Source organism: Nocardia sp. CDC153 (genome assembly GCF_035818515.1).
Lineage (GTDB): Bacteria > Actinomycetota > Actinomycetes > Mycobacteriales > Mycobacteriaceae > Nocardia.
On record NZ_JAYKYU010000001.1, the window covers coordinates 1,051,250 to 1,069,732 of the forward strand.

The 18,483-nt window shown below is 67.2% G+C and carries 19 protein-coding genes and 1 riboswitch; of the genes, 8 read left to right on the forward strand and 11 right to left on the reverse strand.

All coding sequences use genetic code 11. The annotated features are described in order from the left end of the window. Positions 1-2: 2 nt before the first annotated feature. The 4 genes from VMT65_RS04740 (at position 3) to VMT65_RS04755 (ending at position 5,492) form a co-directional block, all read left to right on the forward strand. Complete coding sequence (locus VMT65_RS04740; protein WP_326306663.1) at positions 3-1,151, forward strand: serine hydrolase domain-containing protein; 1,149 nt, start codon at positions 3-5, stop codon at positions 1,149-1,151. 118 nt (positions 1,152-1,269) lie between these two features. Continuing rightward, positions 1,270-2,931, forward strand: a complete 1,662-nt coding sequence (locus VMT65_RS04745; RefSeq protein ID WP_326306664.1) for a class I adenylate-forming enzyme family protein — start codon at positions 1,270-1,272, stop codon at positions 2,929-2,931. A 6-nt stretch (positions 2,932-2,937) separates the two neighbouring features. Further along, on the forward strand, positions 2,938-4,716 hold the full coding sequence (locus tag VMT65_RS04750; RefSeq protein WP_326306665.1) for an N-acyl-D-amino-acid deacylase family protein: 1,779 nt from the start codon (positions 2,938-2,940) through the stop codon (positions 4,714-4,716). Further along, on the forward strand, positions 4,713-5,492 hold the full coding sequence (locus VMT65_RS04755; protein WP_326306666.1) for an SDR family NAD(P)-dependent oxidoreductase: 780 nt from the start codon (positions 4,713-4,715) through the stop codon (positions 5,490-5,492). Before VMT65_RS04750 ends, VMT65_RS04755 begins: the two co-directional genes overlap by 4 nt. Positions 5,493-5,497: 5 nt before the next feature. On the opposite strand, the gene VMT65_RS04760 is transcribed toward VMT65_RS04755, so the two are convergent. Next, on the reverse strand, positions 5,498-6,556 hold the full coding sequence (locus tag VMT65_RS04760) for an AraC family transcriptional regulator (protein ID WP_326306667.1): 1,059 nt from the start codon (positions 6,554-6,556) through the stop codon (positions 5,498-5,500). A 160-nt stretch (positions 6,557-6,716) separates the two neighbouring features. Between VMT65_RS04760 and VMT65_RS04765 the strand changes: the two genes are divergently transcribed. Next, complete coding sequence (locus tag VMT65_RS04765) at positions 6,717-8,777, forward strand: CocE/NonD family hydrolase (protein ID WP_326306668.1); 2,061 nt, start codon at positions 6,717-6,719, stop codon at positions 8,775-8,777. Here the strand turns inward: VMT65_RS04765 and VMT65_RS04770 are convergent. From VMT65_RS04770 to VMT65_RS04780, 3 genes are all read right to left on the reverse strand, one after another. After that, the gene (locus VMT65_RS04770; RefSeq protein WP_326306669.1) at positions 8,774-9,373 is read right to left on the reverse strand and encodes a TetR/AcrR family transcriptional regulator; all 600 of its coding nucleotides are present in this window, start codon (positions 9,371-9,373) and stop codon (positions 8,774-8,776) included. The genes VMT65_RS04765 and VMT65_RS04770 overlap by 4 nt on opposite strands. Then, positions 9,370-10,944, reverse strand: coding sequence for an FAD-binding oxidoreductase (locus tag VMT65_RS04775; protein WP_326306670.1), 1,575 nt, complete (start codon positions 10,942-10,944; stop codon positions 9,370-9,372). The genes VMT65_RS04770 and VMT65_RS04775 overlap by 4 nt, the downstream gene beginning before the upstream one ends. A 72-nt stretch (positions 10,945-11,016) precedes the next feature. Beyond that, on the reverse strand, positions 11,017-11,868 hold the full coding sequence (locus VMT65_RS04780; protein WP_326306671.1) for an aldo/keto reductase: 852 nt from the start codon (positions 11,866-11,868) through the stop codon (positions 11,017-11,019). A 97-nt stretch (positions 11,869-11,965) separates the two neighbouring features. Here VMT65_RS04780 and VMT65_RS04785 point away from each other — a divergent pair, with 97 nt between their 5' ends. Next, positions 11,966-12,445, forward strand: coding sequence for a hypothetical protein (locus VMT65_RS04785; protein WP_326306672.1), 480 nt, complete (start codon positions 11,966-11,968; stop codon positions 12,443-12,445). Here the strand turns inward: VMT65_RS04785 and VMT65_RS04790 are convergent. The 7 genes from VMT65_RS04790 to VMT65_RS04820 form a co-directional block, all read right to left on the reverse strand. Then, positions 12,402-12,860 (reverse strand): hypothetical protein, encoded by a 459-nt coding sequence (locus tag VMT65_RS04790; protein ID WP_326306673.1) that lies wholly within the window; start codon positions 12,858-12,860, stop codon positions 12,402-12,404. The genes VMT65_RS04785 and VMT65_RS04790 overlap by 44 nt on opposite strands. A 111-nt stretch (positions 12,861-12,971) precedes the next feature. Beyond that, positions 12,972-13,337 (reverse strand): hypothetical protein, encoded by a 366-nt coding sequence (locus tag VMT65_RS04795; protein WP_326306674.1) that lies wholly within the window; start codon positions 13,335-13,337, stop codon positions 12,972-12,974. Between the two features lie 62 nt (positions 13,338-13,399). Further along, positions 13,400-13,603 (reverse strand): DUF397 domain-containing protein, encoded by a 204-nt coding sequence (locus VMT65_RS04800; RefSeq protein WP_326306675.1) that lies wholly within the window; start codon positions 13,601-13,603, stop codon positions 13,400-13,402. Next, positions 13,600-14,484 (reverse strand): helix-turn-helix domain-containing protein, encoded by an 885-nt coding sequence (locus VMT65_RS04805; protein WP_326306676.1) that lies wholly within the window; start codon positions 14,482-14,484, stop codon positions 13,600-13,602. Before VMT65_RS04805 ends, VMT65_RS04800 begins: the two co-directional genes overlap by 4 nt. 420 nt (positions 14,485-14,904) lie before the next feature. Further along, complete coding sequence (locus VMT65_RS04810; protein ID WP_326306677.1) at positions 14,905-15,477, reverse strand: histidine phosphatase family protein; 573 nt, start codon at positions 15,475-15,477, stop codon at positions 14,905-14,907. Next, complete coding sequence (locus VMT65_RS04815; RefSeq protein WP_326306678.1) at positions 15,474-16,280, reverse strand: CbtA family protein; 807 nt, start codon at positions 16,278-16,280, stop codon at positions 15,474-15,476. Before VMT65_RS04815 ends, VMT65_RS04810 begins: the two co-directional genes overlap by 4 nt. A gap of 22 nt (positions 16,281-16,302) precedes the next feature. Beyond that, entirely contained in the window at positions 16,303-16,515 is a 213-nt protein-coding gene (locus VMT65_RS04820) for a CbtB domain-containing protein (protein WP_326306679.1), read from the reverse strand. Between the two features lie 39 nt (positions 16,516-16,554). Then, positions 16,555-16,693: riboswitch (cobalamin riboswitch) on the reverse strand. 471 nt (positions 16,694-17,164) lie between these two features. Between VMT65_RS04820 and VMT65_RS04825 the strand changes: the two genes are divergently transcribed. Together VMT65_RS04825 and VMT65_RS04830 are read left to right on the forward strand one after the other, a co-directional pair. Next, entirely contained in the window at positions 17,165-17,548 is a 384-nt protein-coding gene (locus VMT65_RS04825; protein WP_326306680.1) for a hypothetical protein, read from the forward strand. A 17-nt stretch (positions 17,549-17,565) separates the two neighbouring features. Next, positions 17,566-18,477 carry an SGNH/GDSL hydrolase family protein gene (locus VMT65_RS04830; protein ID WP_326306681.1) on the forward strand — a complete coding sequence of 304 codons (912 nt, stop codon included), beginning with the start codon at positions 17,566-17,568 and terminating at the stop codon, positions 18,475-18,477. Positions 18,478-18,483: the final 6 nt, after the last annotated feature.

The following is an 18,483-nucleotide window of genomic DNA, read 5'->3' on the forward strand; positions in this document are numbered from 1 at the left end:
AGATGAGCAACGTCGCTGGATTCTGTTCCGATGAATTCACCGCTGTGCGTTCGGCTTTCACCGAGCAGGTGGAGTCTGGTGCGGAGCTGGGAGCGTCGGTCTGCGTGACCGTGGACGGCGAGCCGGTGGTCGATCTCTGGGGCGGCTACGCCGATCCCGGGCAGACGAGACCGTGGACCGAAGACACCGTGGTGAACACCTTCTCCATCACCAAGACCATGGTCGCCCTGAGCGCCCTGCTGCTGGTCGACCGCGGTGAGCTGGACGTGCGCCAGAAGGTGTCGCACTACTGGCCGGAGTTCGCCGCCAATGGCAAGGCGGATATCGAAGTGCGGCACCTGCTTTCGCACACCTCGGGCGTCTCCAGCTGGGAGGCCCCGATCGTGCTGTCGGACATCTACGACACCGAGGCCGCCGAGAATCGGCTTGCGACACAGGCCCCGTGGTGGGAGCCGGGCACCGCGTCGGCCTACCACGCGCTGAACTACGGCCACCTGATCGGCGGCGTGATCCGCCGGATCACCGGCCGCTCACTGGCCGGCTTCTTCACCGAGGAACTGGCCCGCCCGCTGGACGCCGACTTCCACATCGGCACAGCACCAAAGGATTTCGACCGCATCGCCGATCTGGTGCCGCCGGAGCTGCCCGAGTTCGACCAATCGCTGCTGCCGCAGGACAGCATCATGTTCAAGACCCTGTTCCAGCCGCTGCTGGACTTCGCCGAATGCGGCACCCCCGCCTGGCGGCAGGCGGAATTGGGCGGCATGGGCGGCCACGGCAATGCCCGCTCCATCGCCCGCCTCCAGTCCTTGATCAGCAATGGCGGCGAACTGGCGGGCCGGAAGTTCCTGTCGGACAAGACCATCGAGCTCATCTTCGAGCAGCAGTCCGACGGCGTGGACCTGGCCATCATGGTGCCGCTGCGCTTCGGCATCGGCTACGGCCTGCCGCAGCCCCAGACCGCCCCGCACGTGCCGGACGGCAAGGTCTGCTGGTGGGCCGGTATCGGCGGCTCGATGGTCGTCAACGACCTGGACCACCGGGTCACCTTCGCCTACGCCATGAACCGCATGGAACCGGGCCTGATCGGCTCCCCGCGCGCGGACGCCTACCTGAAGGCCACCTTCGACGCGGTCCGGGGGCGCGCATGATCCGAGCCATCCCAGAAAGTGGTACGGCTGCACCAAACGTTTGCGGTTCGCGCCCGCGCCACCGTGCCCCTGCGGCAAGCTGCGAAGGTTGGCGCATCGACACCCGAGGACTCGACTCATGACCAATGCCATTGATCTCCAGGCGCTCGCCGCGCAGGTCGCCGGGAAGCTGACCGGCCCGGGCGGACCGTTCGAGATGACGGTCGAGCACGTGCTGGGCGCGCCGCTGCCGGTGTTCAAGAACCGCCACCCGAATCTGCTGGAACTGCTCGAAGCCTCCCGCGAGCTGGGCGACCGCGACTACCTGGTCTCCGCGCGCACCCGCTACACCTTCGCCGAGCACTACGCCGCCGCGGGCGCGCTGGCCGCGGCCCTCGCGCAGAAGTACGGCGTCGGCAAGGGCGACCGGGTCGGCATCCTGGCCGCCAACAATCCGGAATGGGTGCTCACCTTCTGGGCGGCGCAGCGGCTGGGCGCGATCCCGGTCGGCTACAACGCCTGGTGGGCCCCGCGCGAGATCGCCTACGGGCTCGAGCACACCGCGCCGAAAGTCGTTGTCGCCGACGCCAAGCGCGCCGCGCTGGCCGCCGAGACCGGCACCGACATCCCCGTGCTCACCATGGCGGACGACCTGCCCGCGCTGATCGCGGAGTTCGCGGGCGGCCATCCGTCCGCCGAACTGACCGAGGACGATCCGGCGATCATCCTCTACACCAGCGGCACCACCGGCCGCCCCAAGGGCGTGGTGCACACCCAGCGGAACCTGGTGGCCGTCGCCGACTACCACCGCTTCATGGACGCCCTCTCCGCCGGTTTCCGGGGTCAGGTGTGGGACGGCTCCCCGGCGGGCCGCCGATATTTGGCCACCATGCCGCTGTTCCACATCGCGAGCCTGCACAACCTGTCGATCCCGCGGCTCACCACCGGTGACGCGGTGGTGTTCCCGTCCTCGGGTGCGTTCGACGCCGAATCGCTGCTGCGGTTGGTCGAGACCGAGCGCGTCACCAACTGGGCCGCCGTGCCGACGCTGGCGAGTCGCATTCTGGCGGTGGATATTTCGCGGTTCGACCTGTCCTCGCTGACCGCGTTCTCGCTGAACTCGGCTCCCGCGTCGCCCGCCCTGGTGCAGCGCCTGCGCGAGCGCTTCCCGGTCGCCCTGCAAGGTCTGACCACCAGCTACGGCTGCACCGAGTCCGGCACCGCCGCGACCGTCGCCACCCCGCCGGAGCTGGCCGCCGACCATGAGACCGTGGGTCGCGCCGTCGTCGGCGTCTCGCTCGAGATCCGCGATCCCGACGGCAAGGTCGTGCCCGACGGCGAGGAGGGCGAGGTCTGCATTCGCAGCCCCTACGTCATGCTCGGCTACTGGAACGACGAGGCCGCCACCAAGGCGTCCATCGACGAGAACCGTTGGCTGCGCACCGGGGATTTCGGCACCTTGCGCGAGGGCAAGCTCTACATCTCCGGCCGCCGGTCGGATCTGATTCTGCGCGGCGGCGAGAACGTCTACCCGCAGGAGATCGAGAACGTCCTCGACGAGCATCCGGCGGTGCGGGAGTCGGCCGTGATCGGCGTCCCGCACGAGGATCTCGGTCAGGAGGTGGCCGCCATCGTCGTTGTCGACCAACCGGATTCGGTGAGCGAGGACGAGCTGCGCGATCACGTGGCCGGGCAGCTGGCCTACTTCAAGGTGCCCGCCCGCTGGCTGGTCACCGCAGAACCCCTGCCGCGCAATGCCACCGGCAAGGTGCTGCGCCGCGCTATTTCACTCGGAGAGTGAATTCCTGTGTACGACACCATTATCAAGAACGGGCGCTGGTTCGACGGGACGGGCGCGCCCTCGGCCATCCGGAATCTCGGCATTCGCGACGGGCGGGTGGCGACGGTCTCGACGACGCCGCTGGACGAAACCGGGTGCGCGCGGGTGATCGACGCGACCGGGCGGTGGGTCATGCCCGGCATGATCGACATCCACACCCACTACGACGTGGAGGTGCTGCTGGACCCGTCGCTGTCGGAGTCCCTGCGGCACGGCGTGACCACACTGCTGCTGGGGTCCTGCTCGCTGTCCACCGTGCATGTGGCGGGCTCGGACGCGGGCGACCTGTTCGGGCGGGTGGAGGCGATTCCGCGCAAGCATGTGGTCGCGGCGGTGGACGGGTTGAAGACCTGGAACAGCGCGCACAGCTATGTGCAGGCTCTCGAATCGCTGCCGCTGGGTCCGAATATCGCCGCCTTCATCGGACATTCGGATATTCGCACGGCGCAGCTGGGTTTGCAGCGCGCCACCGATCCCGATGTCGCGCCGACCGAGTCGGAGCTCACGGCGATGGAGCACAAGCTGCGTGAGGCCCTCGACGCGGGCTTCGTCGGCATGTCCTCGCAGCAGCTGCTGTTCGACAAGCTGGACGGCGAGGTGTGCCGCTCGCGCACCCTGCCCTCGACGTACGCGACCACCAAGGAGCGGCGTCGGCTGAATCGCGTACTGCGCGACCGGAAACGGGCGTTGCAGGGCGGGCCCGACGTGACCCGGCCGCAGAGCCTGGTGGCCATGGCGGTCAGCAGTCTCGGCATTCTGCGGCCGAATCTGAAGGTGAGCCTGCTGTCGGCGGCCGACATCAAGGCCAATCCGTTCGTGGTGAAGGTCTTTCCGATCATCGGCAAGATCCTCAACGGTCTCGGCGGCAATTTCCGCTGGCAGCATCTGCCGGTGCCGTTCGAGGTGTACTCCGACGGCATCGACCTGCCGGTGTTCGAGGAATTCGGTTCGGGCGCGGCGGCTTTGCACCTGTCGAATCAGCTCGAGGAGCGGCGCGAGCTGTTCGCGGATCCGGAGTATCGGCGCTGGTTCCGCAAGGACTACGACAAGAAGTGGGGCACCCGGGTCTGGCACCGCGACTTCTTCGACGCCGAGATCACCGAATGCCCCGATCCGAGCGTGGTCGGCAAGACCTTCGGACAGGTCGGGCTCGATCGCGGCGGCATCCACCCGGTGGACGCGTTCCTCGACCTGCTGGTCGAGCACGGGTCCGCGGTGCGGTGGCGCACCACCATCTCCAACCATCGTCCGGAGGTGCTGAACATGCTGGCCGCGGATCCCAGTGTGCAGCTGGGCTTCTCGGACGCGGGCGCGCACCTGCGGAACATGGCGTTCTACAACTTCGGGCTGCGGTTCCTGAAGCGGGTGCACCGGGCGCAGCAGGCGGGGCGGCCGTTCATGACGGTCGAGCACGCCGTGCACCGCGTCACCGGCGAGCTGGCCGACTGGTACGACCTGGACGCCGGTCACCTGCGCGAGGGTGACCGGGCCGACGTGCTGATCATCGATCCGGCCCGGCTCGACGACAGCCTGGAAGCCTACGCGGAGAACCCGATTCCCGAGTTCGACAATCTCTCCCGCATGGTCAACCGCAATGACGACACCGTCACCGCGGTTCTGGTCAATGGCGAATACGTCTTCGGTCTCGGCGAGAAGGCGGCCACCCTGGGCAAGGAGCGGACGGGCGAGTTCCTGCGCGCCGGTCGCTACCGCGGCCAGGTCACCGAACTGAAGGGAACCCGATGAGCGCCAATCGATTCGACGGCCGGGTCGCCGTCGTCACCGGTGCGGCCTCCGGCATCGGCGCGGCCATCTCGGCCGCGCTGATCGCCGAGGGCGCAAAGGTCGTCGGCCTCGATATCGACGAGGCCGGACTCCAGAAACAGGCCGCCGATCTCGGCGAGTCCTTCGTCCCGGTGGTCACCGACGTCACCGACGAGGCGCAGGTGGAGGCCGGAGTCGGCACGGCCGCAACCCGTTTCGGCCGCCTGGACGCCGCCTTCAACGCGGCCGGGGCTTCCCGCATCGGCGCGGTCACCGACCTGCTGGAGGCCGACTGGGATTTCACCATCGACCTGATTCAGAAGAGCGTCTTCCTGTGCACCAAACATGAAGCGCGCCTGATGAAGTCGACCGGCGGCGGCGCGATCGTCAATATCTCCTCCCTCGACGCCCGCGTCCCCATGCCCGGCGGCAGCGCGTACTCCACCGGCAAGGCGGGCGTGGTCATGTTCACCAAGAACGCCGCCCTGGAACTGGCCCAGCACCGCATCCGCGTGAACGCCATCCTCCCCGGCCTGGTCGACACCCCGCTGGTCGCCGCCATCATGGGCTACGACCCCGCCAAACAGATGTTCCTGGACCGCATTCCGATGGGCGCGGCCGCCACCCCGGAACAGATCGCCGCCCCCAGCCTCTTCCTCGCCTCCGACGACGCCTCCTACATCACCGGCATCGACATGGTGGTCGACGGCGGCTGGGAACTGTCCAACTTCCCCAACCTGGCGAAGCTCGCGGGCTGAGGCGCTCAGGCCTCGGCCTCGATCGCCGGGATCGAGACCCGGGCCCGGGCCCCGTTCCGGGCCCGTGCGGCCGTGCGCAATTGCTGCGGGGTGCTGCCGAACCAGCGGCGCACCACCCGGGTCAGTGCGGACTGCTCGCGCAGGCCGATGAGGGTGGTGATGCGGCTCATCGGAAGATCTGTCTCACACAGCAATCGGTAGGTGGCGTCGCGGCGCGCCTCGTCGAGCACCCCGGTGAAGGTCGATCCCTCCGCGGCCAGGGCCCGCTGCAGGGTGCGTTCGTGCATGGTGAGCATGCGGGCCACGGTCTCGATATCGGCCTTGGACTCCAGGAACGCGCGGTCGATGGCCAGGCGGACGCGCGCGGTCATGGTGCGGTCCGGCTCGGGGTAGTTGCGGTCGAGAAAGTCCATGGCGAGCTTGTGCAGCATCGGATTGCTGCCCAGCACCGGCCGGTGCAGCAACTCCGCGGCGAAGCGGAGGACGGTGGTGGGCCTGTCGAAATGGACGTCCGCGCCGAAGAATTCGGTGTAGCGCGCGGTCGCGGCCCGGGCCGGATGCGGCAGGTGAATCGATCGCAGTCCGTAGTCGCCCGCGCCCTGGCGCAGAAAGCGGTGGATCAGGCCCGCGCCGTGGTCGATGGCCTGGGAGAAGCCCGCGACCTCGGCGTTGTCGCGATAGTTCAGCGCGACGACCCCGGTGTGCCCCTCCGGATCCGGGACCAACGTGATCGAGACGCCGCCGTGGTGGATGGACAGGAACCGCGCCGCGCAGGCGATACCCGCACCGACGGTGGCCGAGTTGGCGATCGCCACCGCCAGCAGTCCGAGTATCTCGCTGTCCTGGCGGGCCGCCAGCCGCAGCCCCAGATCCGGGCAATCCAGTTCGACCGCGCCGACTTCCAGCGCCCAGCCCATCGATTCGGCCGGGACCAGGGCGTCGTCACTGGCCACGGCGTCGAGGGAGATGCCGTAGCGCGCCAGCAGTTCCTTGCCGTCGCCGCCCAGTTCGTCGACGAGTTCGCGGTAGCCGCGCATGCTCGCGGCGCGCGCCATGATGGCCATCGGCCGGTCACCTCCCCCGATTACCACTGTCGGCCAGGACCGTAACGTATTCCGCCAATTGTCTGGGACGCAAGGCTACCGGACGGGCTGTCGCCACGGGGTAAAACGATGTCGCCCAGGGGCGAGCCCTTATTACTCGCTGGTAGCAACAATCTGGCCCATGGATTTCAAGAAGGGGATCGTGGCCGTCTCAGTGGCCCTCGCCTGCACCCCGTTCCTTGCGCCAATGGCCTTGTCCGATACTCCTTTCACCGGAATCGACGGGGGCGGGTACGCGGCCGGGTGGACCGCGGCGGTCGATGGCCCGCAGCCGTACAACGGCGTCGCACCGGATCTGGCGGTGCCGATCACCATGGACGACGGCACGGTGTTGAAGGCCGACATCATCCATCCGGCGCAGAACGGCCGCATGGCCGAGGGGCGGCGGCCGGTGGTATTGCAGATGCAGGGTTACGGCAAGCTGCCCATGCTGGTCGGCCAGGCGGTGCTGAGCGCGGCGGACGGGCTGGGCATCAAACAGCCGCTGGAGAATTGGGTCGGCTCACTGAATCTGCCCGGTGTCGCGCTGGACGGAATCTTCGACATCACGCGTCAGGCCGATGCCGGTGCCATCGAGGCGGCCCTGCAGGATTGGAAGCTGGCGAACGCCGGATACACGTTGGTGCAGGTCGATATTCGCGGCACCGGCACCTCGGGTGGGGACTGGCAGACCTTCGGCGATCGCGAGAAGCAGGACATCGCCGAGGTGATCGACTGGATCACCCAACAGCCGTGGAGCGACGGCAATGTCGGGACGATGGGCATCTCGTTCACCGCGATCAGCGCGCTCGAGGCCACCGACCGGATGCCGCCGGGATTGAAATCCGTCTTCGCCTATGAGGGCAGCGGCGATATCTTCGGCGATATCGCGGGCACCGGCGGCGGGATCGGCGCGGGATTCCTGGTGCCGTGGCTGATCGGTGTGAACGCGCTCAAGATGATTCCGGACATCACCTCGATCCTGGTCGGGAAGTTCGATCCCGCACAGCAATTGCAGTGGTTGAAGGATCGGATCGCGGACCCGCTGACCTTGGTCGACATGGTCGTCAACGGCTACACCGCCCTGAGCGTGGACCAATTGACCGCGCGCACAAAGCAACTCGTAGACCCGAACTCACCGCTTCGCAAGGGTCTGAAGGCCGACGTCTCCCACATTCGGGTGCCGACCTTCATGGTCGGTGCGTGGTTCGACATCTTCGGCACCACGCCCACGGATACCTTCAATGCCATTCCGCTGCCGGAGGATCAGAAGAAGCTGATCATGGGCGACGGCTACCACCTCGGTTCGGGCATAGGCGGATTCGGTCATCCGGGCATGCCGCCGCGGCTGGATGTGTTGCAGCGAGCCTGGTTCGACCACTGGCTGCGCGGCATCGACAACGGCATCGACCGATACACCCCGCTGGTCGTCAAACAGGAGGGTGGCGGCTGGACCGACGCACCCGAATTCCCGCGCTCCGAAGCGGTCTACCGGCGGCTCTACCTCGATGACATCCCCTCCGGCACCAGCCCCGGCTCCCGATACGACGGTGGCCTGTCGGAGAACTCGCGCCAGCTCGCGGTCGACGACCTCACCGTCGCTCCCGGCCTGGCGAGCCTGTGCAGCCGCGACGCCGCCCGCATCACCGCGGGCGCGACCTCGATCATCCAGGCCTGCACCGGTGATTCGCGCATCTGGGAAACCGAGGGCCTGACCTTCACCAGCGGCGCGGTAGCCACGCCGACCACGATCTCGGGTCCGATCAACGTGCACCTCAACGTGGTCGAGGACGCCGCCGACGGCTACTGGGTGGCGACCGTGAACGACGTCGCGCCCACCGGCGATTCGCAGGAGATCGCCACCGGTCAGCTGGTCGCCTCCCTGCGGCAGATCGACGAGGACGCCAGCACGAAGTCCCCCAACGGCGACTACACCGAACCGCACTACTTCCTCGATCTGGCCAAACGTGAACAGACGATCCCCGGCGTCCCGCTCACCCTCGACATCGCGCTGACCCCGATCGACGCCGTCCTCCAACCCGGCCACCGTCTGCGAATCGACCTGTACGCCAGCAACTTCCCGAAGGGCCTCCCGCCGACGATCGTCCTGGCCGATTCCGGCCTGAAGCCGCAGCATCTGCGCCTCGACCCCGACGCGCCCAGCTGGGCCAATGTGCCCGTGATCGGCTCGATTCCCGACTAGGGGCCGTTGAACGCGGTGAACAGACGCAGGCAGCGGTCGGTCATGTCCCGCGGTGACTGGTCGGGGTGGTCGGCCCACCAGGACACCGTGGTGGAGACGATGCTGAACCAGAGGGTCAGCAGCAGCGAATGATCGAGGGGCGCGGCGATCCCCGCCTGGGCGAGGATCTCCGCGACGCCCTCGGAACCCATGGTGTTGAGGGCGTCCTGGTATTCGCGGGCCACCGTGTGGACCGCGCTGGGGCGGGGGAGGGTGGGGTCGTAGATGAGCTTCCAGTTCTGGGTGCGGCCATCGAGGGCGGTGAAGATGGCGGACAGGGTTGCCAGGGCTCGGTTTTGGGCACCGGGGGTCGACTGGGCGGCGGCCACCGCTTCGACCAGGGTACGTCCGGCGCGGTGGACGCAGGCCTGGTGCAGGCCCTCGCGGGAGCCGAAGTAGGCGTAGAGGAGGGGCTTGGAAATGCCGGCGGCCGAGGCGATCTGGGGTAGGGGAGTGTTCGCGTAGCCCTGGTCGCCGAACAGTTCAGTGGCGATGTCGAGGAGCTGTTCCTCGCGCTGTTCGCGGGGGACGCCCTTGGTTCCGGTGCGCGCGGTCATGGGCGGACGGGGTCGAGCAGGACGCCCGGGTTGAGGATGGCGGCGGGGTCGAGGGCGGCCTTGGCGGCGCGCAGGGCGTGGGCGAAGGGGTCGGGGCGTTGGCGGTCGTACCAGGGGCGGTGGTCGCGGCCGACGGCGTGGTGGTGGGTGATGGTGCCGCCGTTGGCGTGCAGTGCTTCCGAGACCGCGGCCTTGATCTCGTCCCACTGTTCGACGGTGCGGCCCCACTGTCCGCCCGCGTAGATGCCGAAATATGGTGCGGGGCCGTCGGGATAGACGTGGGTGAAGCGGCAGGTGACCACGCCGGTGACACCGGTCGCGCGGAAGGCTTCGGCGGCCGCGGCGTTGACGGCGGTGCGCAGAGCCTCGAAATGGTCCCAGGTGCAGGCGGTTTCGAATGTCTCCACGATCATCGACTGGGCCGCCAGCGCGTCACGCTGGTAGGGCATGCGCAGGAAGGACGACCGCCACCTGTTGGATGTACTCACGCCGTCGGGCACCTTCCCGCCGTGGTCCGCGCAGATCTCCACCGCCCGGCGCATCGGTTCGTCCACCGGATGATCGGCGGATTCGAAGGCCAGCACCAGAACGCCTCCGGCGGAAGCGGTTCCGGCATTGAGGAACGCCTCCGCCGGATCGAGCAGGCGACAGTTCGCCGGGTACAGACCCGATTGCGCGATGGTCCGCGTCGCGGTGACCGCGTGCTCGTAGTCGTCGAACACCACCGACGCGCCGGCCCGCCAGCGCGGCCGATGCTGCACTCGCATCCAGGCCTCGGTGATGACCCCCAGAATGCCCTCCGAGCCGAGGAACATCCGGTCCGGCGACGGCCCCGCCCCAGAGCCGGGCAGGCGTCGGGATTCGCTTGTGCCCGTGGGTGTTACGACGCGCAGCGATTCGACCATGTCGTCGATGTGGGTGTACACGGTGGCGTAATGCCCGCCCGCCCGCGTCGCCAGCCAGCCGCCGAGGGTGGAGAATTCGAACGACTGTGGGAAGTGCCGCAGCGTCAACTCGTGCGGTCGCAGCCCGGATTCCAGTGCGGGACCGAGGATTCCGGCCTGAATGCGCGCGGCCCGGCTGGTGTGGTCGATCTCCAGGATGCGATCGAACCGGCCCATGTCCAGTGCGACGGTCCCGGCGTACTCGTCGGCGCACCGCGGTTCGACACCGCCCACCACCGAGGTCCCGCCGCCGAACGGCACCACGGCCACACCGGCCCTCGCACCCCAGTCGAGCACATCCACGATCTCCTGCTCGGTGCGCGGTCGCAGCACCTGATCGGGTACATGGTCGATGCGCCCCAGGAGATTTCGCACCACGTCCCGGAACGCCTGCCCATGTCCGTGCGCGACCCGATCCTCCCGATCCTCGGAGGCCAGGTGGCGCAACGATTCCGGCACCCGGACCCGGGGCGCGGGAATGTCCAGGTCGTCGAGAGCGGGCGGCTCATGGGCGGTGAGATCGGTATCGGGCAGCAGGGCCGCCACCCGTTGCGTCAGGGCGGCCCGCTCGGCACCCGTGACGGCATCCTCGAGATTGCCCCAACCCCACCACGACCGAGTCCCCATCGACTGCCCTCACTGCCGGATCCATGAATTGACCCCAGGGTAAATTACCCTGGGGTCAAAAGTCGATGGTCTTCAGAGCCCGGCGGTGAAGGTGGCCGGATCGGGGCCGACGCGGGTGCCGCTGTCGAGCGCGCTGATGGCCCGCATCTGATCGTCGGTGAGCTCGAAGGCGAACACGTCGAAGTTCTCCCGAATCCGGCTGGGCGTCACCGACTTCGGGATCACCACATTCCCGAGCTGCAAATGCCAGCGAATGATCACCTGCGCGGGCGTGCGCCCGATCTCGCCCGCGATGCCGACGATCGTCGGATCTTGCAGCGCCGCACCGCGTCCGAGCGGGCTCCACGCCTCGGTGGCGATCCCGTGCTCGGTGTGGAAGGCCCGCAGTTCGGCCTGAATCAGATTGGGGCTCAACTCGATCTGATTGATGACCGGCGTCTCCCCGGTCTCCGCGATCAGCCGCTCCAAATGATCCCGATTGAAGTTCGACACCCCGATCGAGGTAACCCGCCCCTCCGCCTTCAACTTCTGGAACGCCCGGAACGTATCCACGTACCGATCGGCCTGAGCCACCGGCCAGTGGATCAGATACAGATCCAAATGCTCGAGCCCCAGCCGCTCCATACTCGCGTCGAACGCCCGCAATGTGGAGTCGTACCCCTGCTCGGAATTCCACAGCTTCGTGGTGACGTACACCTCGTCCCGAGCGATCCCGAACTCCCGAATCGCCCGCCCCACTTCGGCCTCATTGCCATAAATGGCCGCCGTATCGATACTCCGATACCCCGCCTCGAGCGCCGCGGTCACCGACGCGAACGTATCCCCCTCCTCCACCAGAAACACCCCGAACCCCAACGACGGAATCGTCGTCCCATCGTTGAGAACGGTCACCGGAACTGAGCTGCTCTCGTTTCGAAAGGTCATGCCTCCCGACACTACGCCCCACCCCACTCGCGCCTCCGGCCTCGCATCGGCATACGGCTGGGTATGGCTGGCACTGACGGGCATCGACCGATTCTCAATGGCCTTCTGGGCAGCGCTGTGCGTGGTCAGCATGGTGGTGGTCGGCTTCGGCCAAGCATCGGCCCGCAAACGTTTCGGCGGCCGGGATCAGATGCGCCGCTTCGACGACGCCGTCCGCACCCGCCAATTGCCAACCCTCACCACACCCGACGAGATCGTCCAGTGGAACCAATGGATCGTCTACGAACGAAGCCGCCGCCAGGGCGACCGCAACACCGCGTGGATCTGGTTGGCGAGCGCCGGGGTGATCGTCTTCGGCATCGCAGTCCCCGCATTCAAGGGCATCTACAGCGGCGACCTCGGCATGGCGTTCGTCGCGCTGGTCTACCTAATCAACTTCGCCTGGACCCGAATCTCCACCCCGCGCGTCCTAACCTCCCTGACCGCCCTCGCCCACCAAGGCACCACCCGCGGCTACGGCCACTCCCTCCCTCCTAACCCCGGGCGAGCCACCGCTTTGTCGACTTGCTGGCGGTGAGACCTGCGATGGCCATTACGATCAGGCCGAGCGGGATGAACGAACCGACGACCCGGCCGGAGAATCGCTCTTTCAGGACTACCAGGAGTATGAGCACGGCCATCACGGCGGATGCCGTGAGAGTAACGACCTTGCCCAGCCGCGAGCGGCAGAGCAACAGGAGTGCGCCGACTGGGAATGCACCGAACGTCAGGAACGGGATTCCGATCAGCAGGTAGCCCAGCATCGATTGGCCGGACAGACCATGCCGCTCGACTGCGCTCGCCATCGCCCAGATGCCGAGCGCTCCGAAAAGTGTGGCGATGATGGCCGCCCACACGGCTTTCCCGCTGCCGACCCAATATGTCGACGGCTCGAAGCCAACCTGGTCCTGCGCCAGTGCGATCGGCTCCCACCCACCCCGAGGCTGTTCCACCCCAACCCTCCCCACGATCCGTTGCCAGTCTTCCTACCAGATCGTGGCGACGAGCATGCATTTCAGCAGGGGGTTACTCGGGGGTTGGCTGCTGAAATGCATGCTCGTGGGCTAGAGGCCGATGCAGGTGCTGCCGAGGTTGAGGCCGTTGGAGACGGTGGTGACGATGGTTTTGTCGGTGGGGTCGCCGTTGACGTGGGCCACGAGGGTGTGGGGGCCCGTGGTGGTGGGCTTCCAGGATTGGGTGACGGTGGAGCCGTTGACTTTTGCGTCGTCGGGGAGGGGGACGCCGTTGTCCCAGAAGCGGGTGTAGTAGGCGTACATGCCGGTGGCGGTGAGGGTGTAGGTGCAGCCGGTGCCGTAGTTGCCGACGGGGGCGGAGACGGAGACGCTGTCGAGCTGGTAGTCGGCGTAGGCGGATGGTGCGAGGGCAATCATGGTCGCGCCAATGGCGATCGGGAGCATGAGAATTCGCATGCACTCGATCATGGTGACCGCACCGGGGGTGGCAGTAGCCCCGGATTATCGGGGGCTTGCGTTCACGCCCGATCAAACCGCCCAGTTTGCGTCGCAGCTAGGAAGGCATCCCACTCCGCCGCACCGAAAACCAGTGCGGGACCAGGATTTTTGGAGTCACGAACGGCTACCATGCCCTCGTCGAGATGCGCCGCTTCGACACATTCGCCTTGAGAGGTACTGCGAGTCGATTTGAACCACTGGGCCTGAGATAGGTCGATGCTCACGCGCCGTACTCCTTCGCTACCGACAGGATGAACTGTCGGCTTGTGTCGTGATCCAACGCTACCCGGCTGATCTCCGCGAAGGCCTCGCGGTACCGCTTCACCTCGGCCTCCCGTTCCAGGTAGAGGTCTCCAGCATATTCTTCCACGTAGACCACGGGTGGTTCGAGCAATCCGGAAGCTGGCAGCTTCGGAAACTCCAGCAGCACAAATGATCCTGTACGCGATCCCAGGTAGCCCGTGCCGAAGGGGACCACCCGGACTTGGACGTTGGGAAGTTCTGAGACCTCCAGAAGCTTGAGCAGCTGGCCTGCCATGACACCGACTCCTCCGATCTGATCACGAAGGGTCATTTCGGACAAAAGAACATCGACGGCAAAGGTGGGGTCGTTGAGTCGTGTCTGCCTGCGCACCAACACTTCGAGCCGCTTCTCGATCTCTTCCGTTGGGGCGCTGGGTGTCTCGGTCCATGCGATCGCGCGGCGATACTCGGGCGTTTGGAGTAGCCCGGGGATGAGTGTGAGCCTCCATGCGGACAGGCTCCGGGCAGAGTCCTCCAGTCCCATGTAATGGTCGAAACCCTCTCGGATCTGATCGGCGTATGCACGCCACCAGCCGCCACCCGCCTTGTGTGTGGCTCGCACCTCGAAGGCCAATTCGAGCAGGATCCGGCGCTCTTCTGCGGTGGCGTCGTAGGCATCGCACAAGGTATTTATGTAGAGGTCGGACACCTTCGTTGGCAGCCCGTCCTCCATTCGCCCGATGGTCTGCGGTGAGACTCCGATAATGCGCCCACCTTCGGATTGCCGTATTCGCTTGGCCTCTCGCAGCCGCTTCAGCTCTCGCCCTAATGCCCTGCGTGCCATGGTCGATCCGCTTGTCATCTCGTTAGCCTCACTATCGGACGCTCCGAAATATGGAAGACCCCACCGCGGTGGACTTCGCCACGGGGGCCTCTGTAATGGAATAACCCCATCCCGCAAGCGGATTCGGGCATTTCAAGGTTCCGCCATCCGCTTATCCAGAGTGTACTCGTGGCAGGCCAGCGGCATTCGGCCTTTTCGTTTCGGTTCGCGACGAGTCATTGGAGATGAACTGTGGGACAGCCTATTTCACATGAGGTTCCAGACTATCCGGTCCAGAATTTGGAAGTCGCCAAGCGGGGGTTGGATTCCCATCGGGAGTGTGGCAAGGAGTGTGAGGCGCGGCGGTATTTCGCGGGGTTGGTGCCGTATTTGGAATTGTTGGCGAAGCGGCGGGCCGCGTCCTCGGGGTGGAATCTGTGGACCGAGCGGGGGTGAGGGTCAGGGGGCGAGGGGGTGGGCCGTGGTGCGCAGGGTCCAGGCGGGGGAGCGGTGGTGCAGGGTGGTGGCGGTCAGCGGCGGGATGTCTATGCGCCAGAAGGACTCTGCGGGGGAGTTCAGGGTGTAAAGGACTGCCGCGCGGACCACGCCGGGGTGGGTGATGGCGATGATGCGGTCGCCGGTTCCGGCCACGGTGTCGAGCCAGGTGCCGACGCGGGCGAGGAGGTCGGTGAGGGACTCGCCGCCGTGGGAGCGGTGTGCGGGGTCGGTGAGCCAGCCCATCAGCTGCTCCGGGGGCAGCTCATCCATGGACTTGCCCGACCACGTGCCGCAATCCAGGTCGCGCAGTGCGGGTTCCGGGGTTCCGGTGAGGCCCAAGGCCTTCGCGGTCTGCGCGGTGCGGAGCTCAGGTGCGCACAGGACCTGGCCGGGTTCCAGGCCGGGCAGGCCGCCCGCCTTCGTCGCGGACCGCTCACCCAGTGGGTTGAGCGGTTCGTCGGCGGGGAAGCGGGCGGCCTGTACCGCGTCGGTGATCGCGTGCGTGATCAGCGTGAGCCGGGTGACCGCGCTCATGCCGCCGCGGTCGCGGACTCGGCGCGCTCGCCGAGCAGGCGCGGGGCCAGCCAGGCGAAGCCGACGCCGATCACGATCCACAGAATCGCTTGGGCCGCGAAGGAATACAGCCGGAACTCGTACAGGTCGGCGGCGGGGAAGCCCGGGTACACGATCGCACCCGACGGATCCTTCAGCGCCTCCGGCGTTTCCGAGGCGAAGCTGGGCAGTGCGAGCATGACCACCGCCATGACCACCGTGAACGAGGCGGCCGCCGCCACCGCAGCGGTCCAGTTCCCCAGTCGCGCAGCCAGTCTGCGCCCCAGCCAGACCGCCGCCAGCAGGGCGACGGCGCTGATCGCGATCATGACCACGAACATCCCCGTGCGCTCCTTGATGGTGTCCGCGTCCGAGGACCCCGGCGGATTGGCCGGATACTTCAGGAACGGCACCGCGTACACCGCCAGGAACATCCCACCCGACACCAGCAGCGCCAGATTCCGCGCGGTGATCTTCCCGGCCCGCCGCAACGCCAGGTAGTACACGACCCCGAACAGCGCGCCCATGGCCATCCCCAGCACGATCACGCCGAAGCCGAGCCCGATGTTGGCCTGCTGTCCGCGGGTGAACAGCTCGGCGCCCATCTCGTGGTCCATGGGCTTGCCCGCGGCCTTGTCCAACGCCATTTGCGCGTCGTCACGCCCGGATTCGTAGTCGATGGCCCGATCGATGATGGGCTCGGCCAGGATCCGCGCGAACAGGAACGCCAGCAATCCACCGAGCCCGCCCAGCAGGACGCCTCGGCCGATGATTCGCTTTTCCATTGTGTCGACCCGATTCCCGCGACTAGTGGCAGGGGAAACCGAGGAGATGCCGTCCGTCGTGGACGAATTCGTGCACGTGCATGTCGTTGCCGAACACCGACACCGCGCCCTGGTCGAACCCGATGAAGTAGATCGCCAGCAGCGCCAACAGGGTGGTGCCGATCAACCACACCGGGGTGGGGATGGAAATGGAGACGGCACCGAGGCCGGAACGGGGAGCGTAGGACGTCGCCACGGGAACTCCTAGGGTGGGAGGGGGTTACGCGCCCCTCGGCCGATATCTACCTCGGCGGCCGGGGTCTGACTCACACCCGCGCGGAGTGCTCACAGTGGCGCGACCGTCCCGGATTTCCACCGGATTCCACGAATCGCCGATCAGATGACGATACGAGACCCCGAACGAACAGGTCAAACACCCGCCCACACTCTGGAACCCACGGCTCCGCTCCCATCGCCCGCCGGAGCTCGCTCTCATCGCCCGAGGGGGCACGGACCTGTTGCCCCGCGACACGGACCTGTTGCCCACGGCGGCTCGCTCGCTTCGCCTGTGGCTCGGACCCGCTGCCTGTGGGAGCTCTCCCTGCCGCGCTAGCTGGGGCTGGCACCTGTCGTCCGCCGGGGGGCCCGTGCCTCTCGGTGCGGGCGCTCGCACTCGTGGCCCGTGGGCTCGCGCCGAGCTGTCGATGGACCGGAATGGGTCCGAATCGATCTTTGATTGAAACCTGTTCTATCGCCCGGAAGCGGCTTTGACCAGCTGTTATTCGCCCGTCTGCCCTGGAGATTTGGGGCAGTTTTCCGAATCGGGGTGGGCGGGCCGGATGGGTTGAATACACTCCCCGCTGAAGTGAACATCTGACACTTCAGTTCTGGGATTAGAGGTACACATGAAGTCTGCTACACCGGGGGTTTTCGCTGCGCGCGCCGCGGCGGCTGTGATCGGCGGGGCATTGGTGCTCGCGGGGGCTACCGGATGCGGCAGTGACAAAGCATCGGACGGGTCCCAGGGCGGGACCAGCAGCACCGTCGCGACCTCGCAGGCCGTGAGCTCCGCGCCCGCCCCGACCACCACCGCGGCCCCGGCTCCGACTACCGAGGCGCCCGCGCCCCAGCCCGCCGCCACCGAACCCGCAGCGCCGCAACCGGTCGCGCCGGAACCGGCGCAGGCCCCGCAGCCCGCCCCCAAGCCCGCGCCGCAGACCCAGCAGGCCGAGAAGCCCGCGCCCCCGACCCTGGACGCTCCGGGATTCGAGCCGCGCGCCGGGTACTGAGCGAACTGGACGAGTAGGTGTTGGGCAATGGCGGGCGGTGGTTGTGCGCCACCGTCGTAGCGCTCGCGGCATCGCTGACCGCGGCGGGCGGCGCGGGTGCCGATCCGGCTCCCGCGGGCAAAGACCTTGTGGTGCTGGGTGATTCGTTCTCCGCGAACGAATGGGACCACTTCACCGGCCGCGACGACTGCAATCTGCACGGGCGCACGGCCTGGCCGGTGCAGCTGAGCCAGCTGATGGGCGTGTACGGGACCGATCGGGTCGACGACCCGTCGTGTCCGGGTGCGTCGATCGACAGCGGGCCCGGGTGGAGCCTGGCCCAGGAGGCGCAGCGGGCCGACAAGGAGGGTGCGTTCGGACCGAACACCAAACTGGTGACCATCCAGTTCGGGATGAACGACAAGTGGGGCTCGTCGGATCAGACCCTGTGGAATTCCTTGCAGCCCTGTGTGTTCAACCTCGTCCTGGGCTGTGATCCGGAGGCGATCGAACAGCATCGGATACCCGACTACACCGGGGTCTCCGGCGCGGTGATGGCCAAGCGCATGAGCAACGCCGTCACCTACATCAAGTACTACGCGCCGAACGCGAAGATCGTCTTCGTCGGGTACCCGGAGCTTTTCGTGCCGGGCAGCAGCACCGTCTGCCTCAGCATTGCCGGGGTCGCGCCGTTCATCAATCCGCGCGGGCGCGCGGTGGTGGAGTACCTCGACCGGATTCAGGCCGCGCAGCAGGAGGCGGCCCAGTTGCTGGGCATCGAGTTCTTGGACGCGCGTGCCCTCACCACCGGCCACGGCCTCTGCTCGTCGCAGCCGTGGTTGAACGGGATCCTCGATCCGCGCACGGGGATCGACGGCCTGCCCTTCCATCCGTCCACGCAGGGCGACGCCGTGGTCGCGCACGCGATCTACGACCGATACGGCCGCTGACCGATG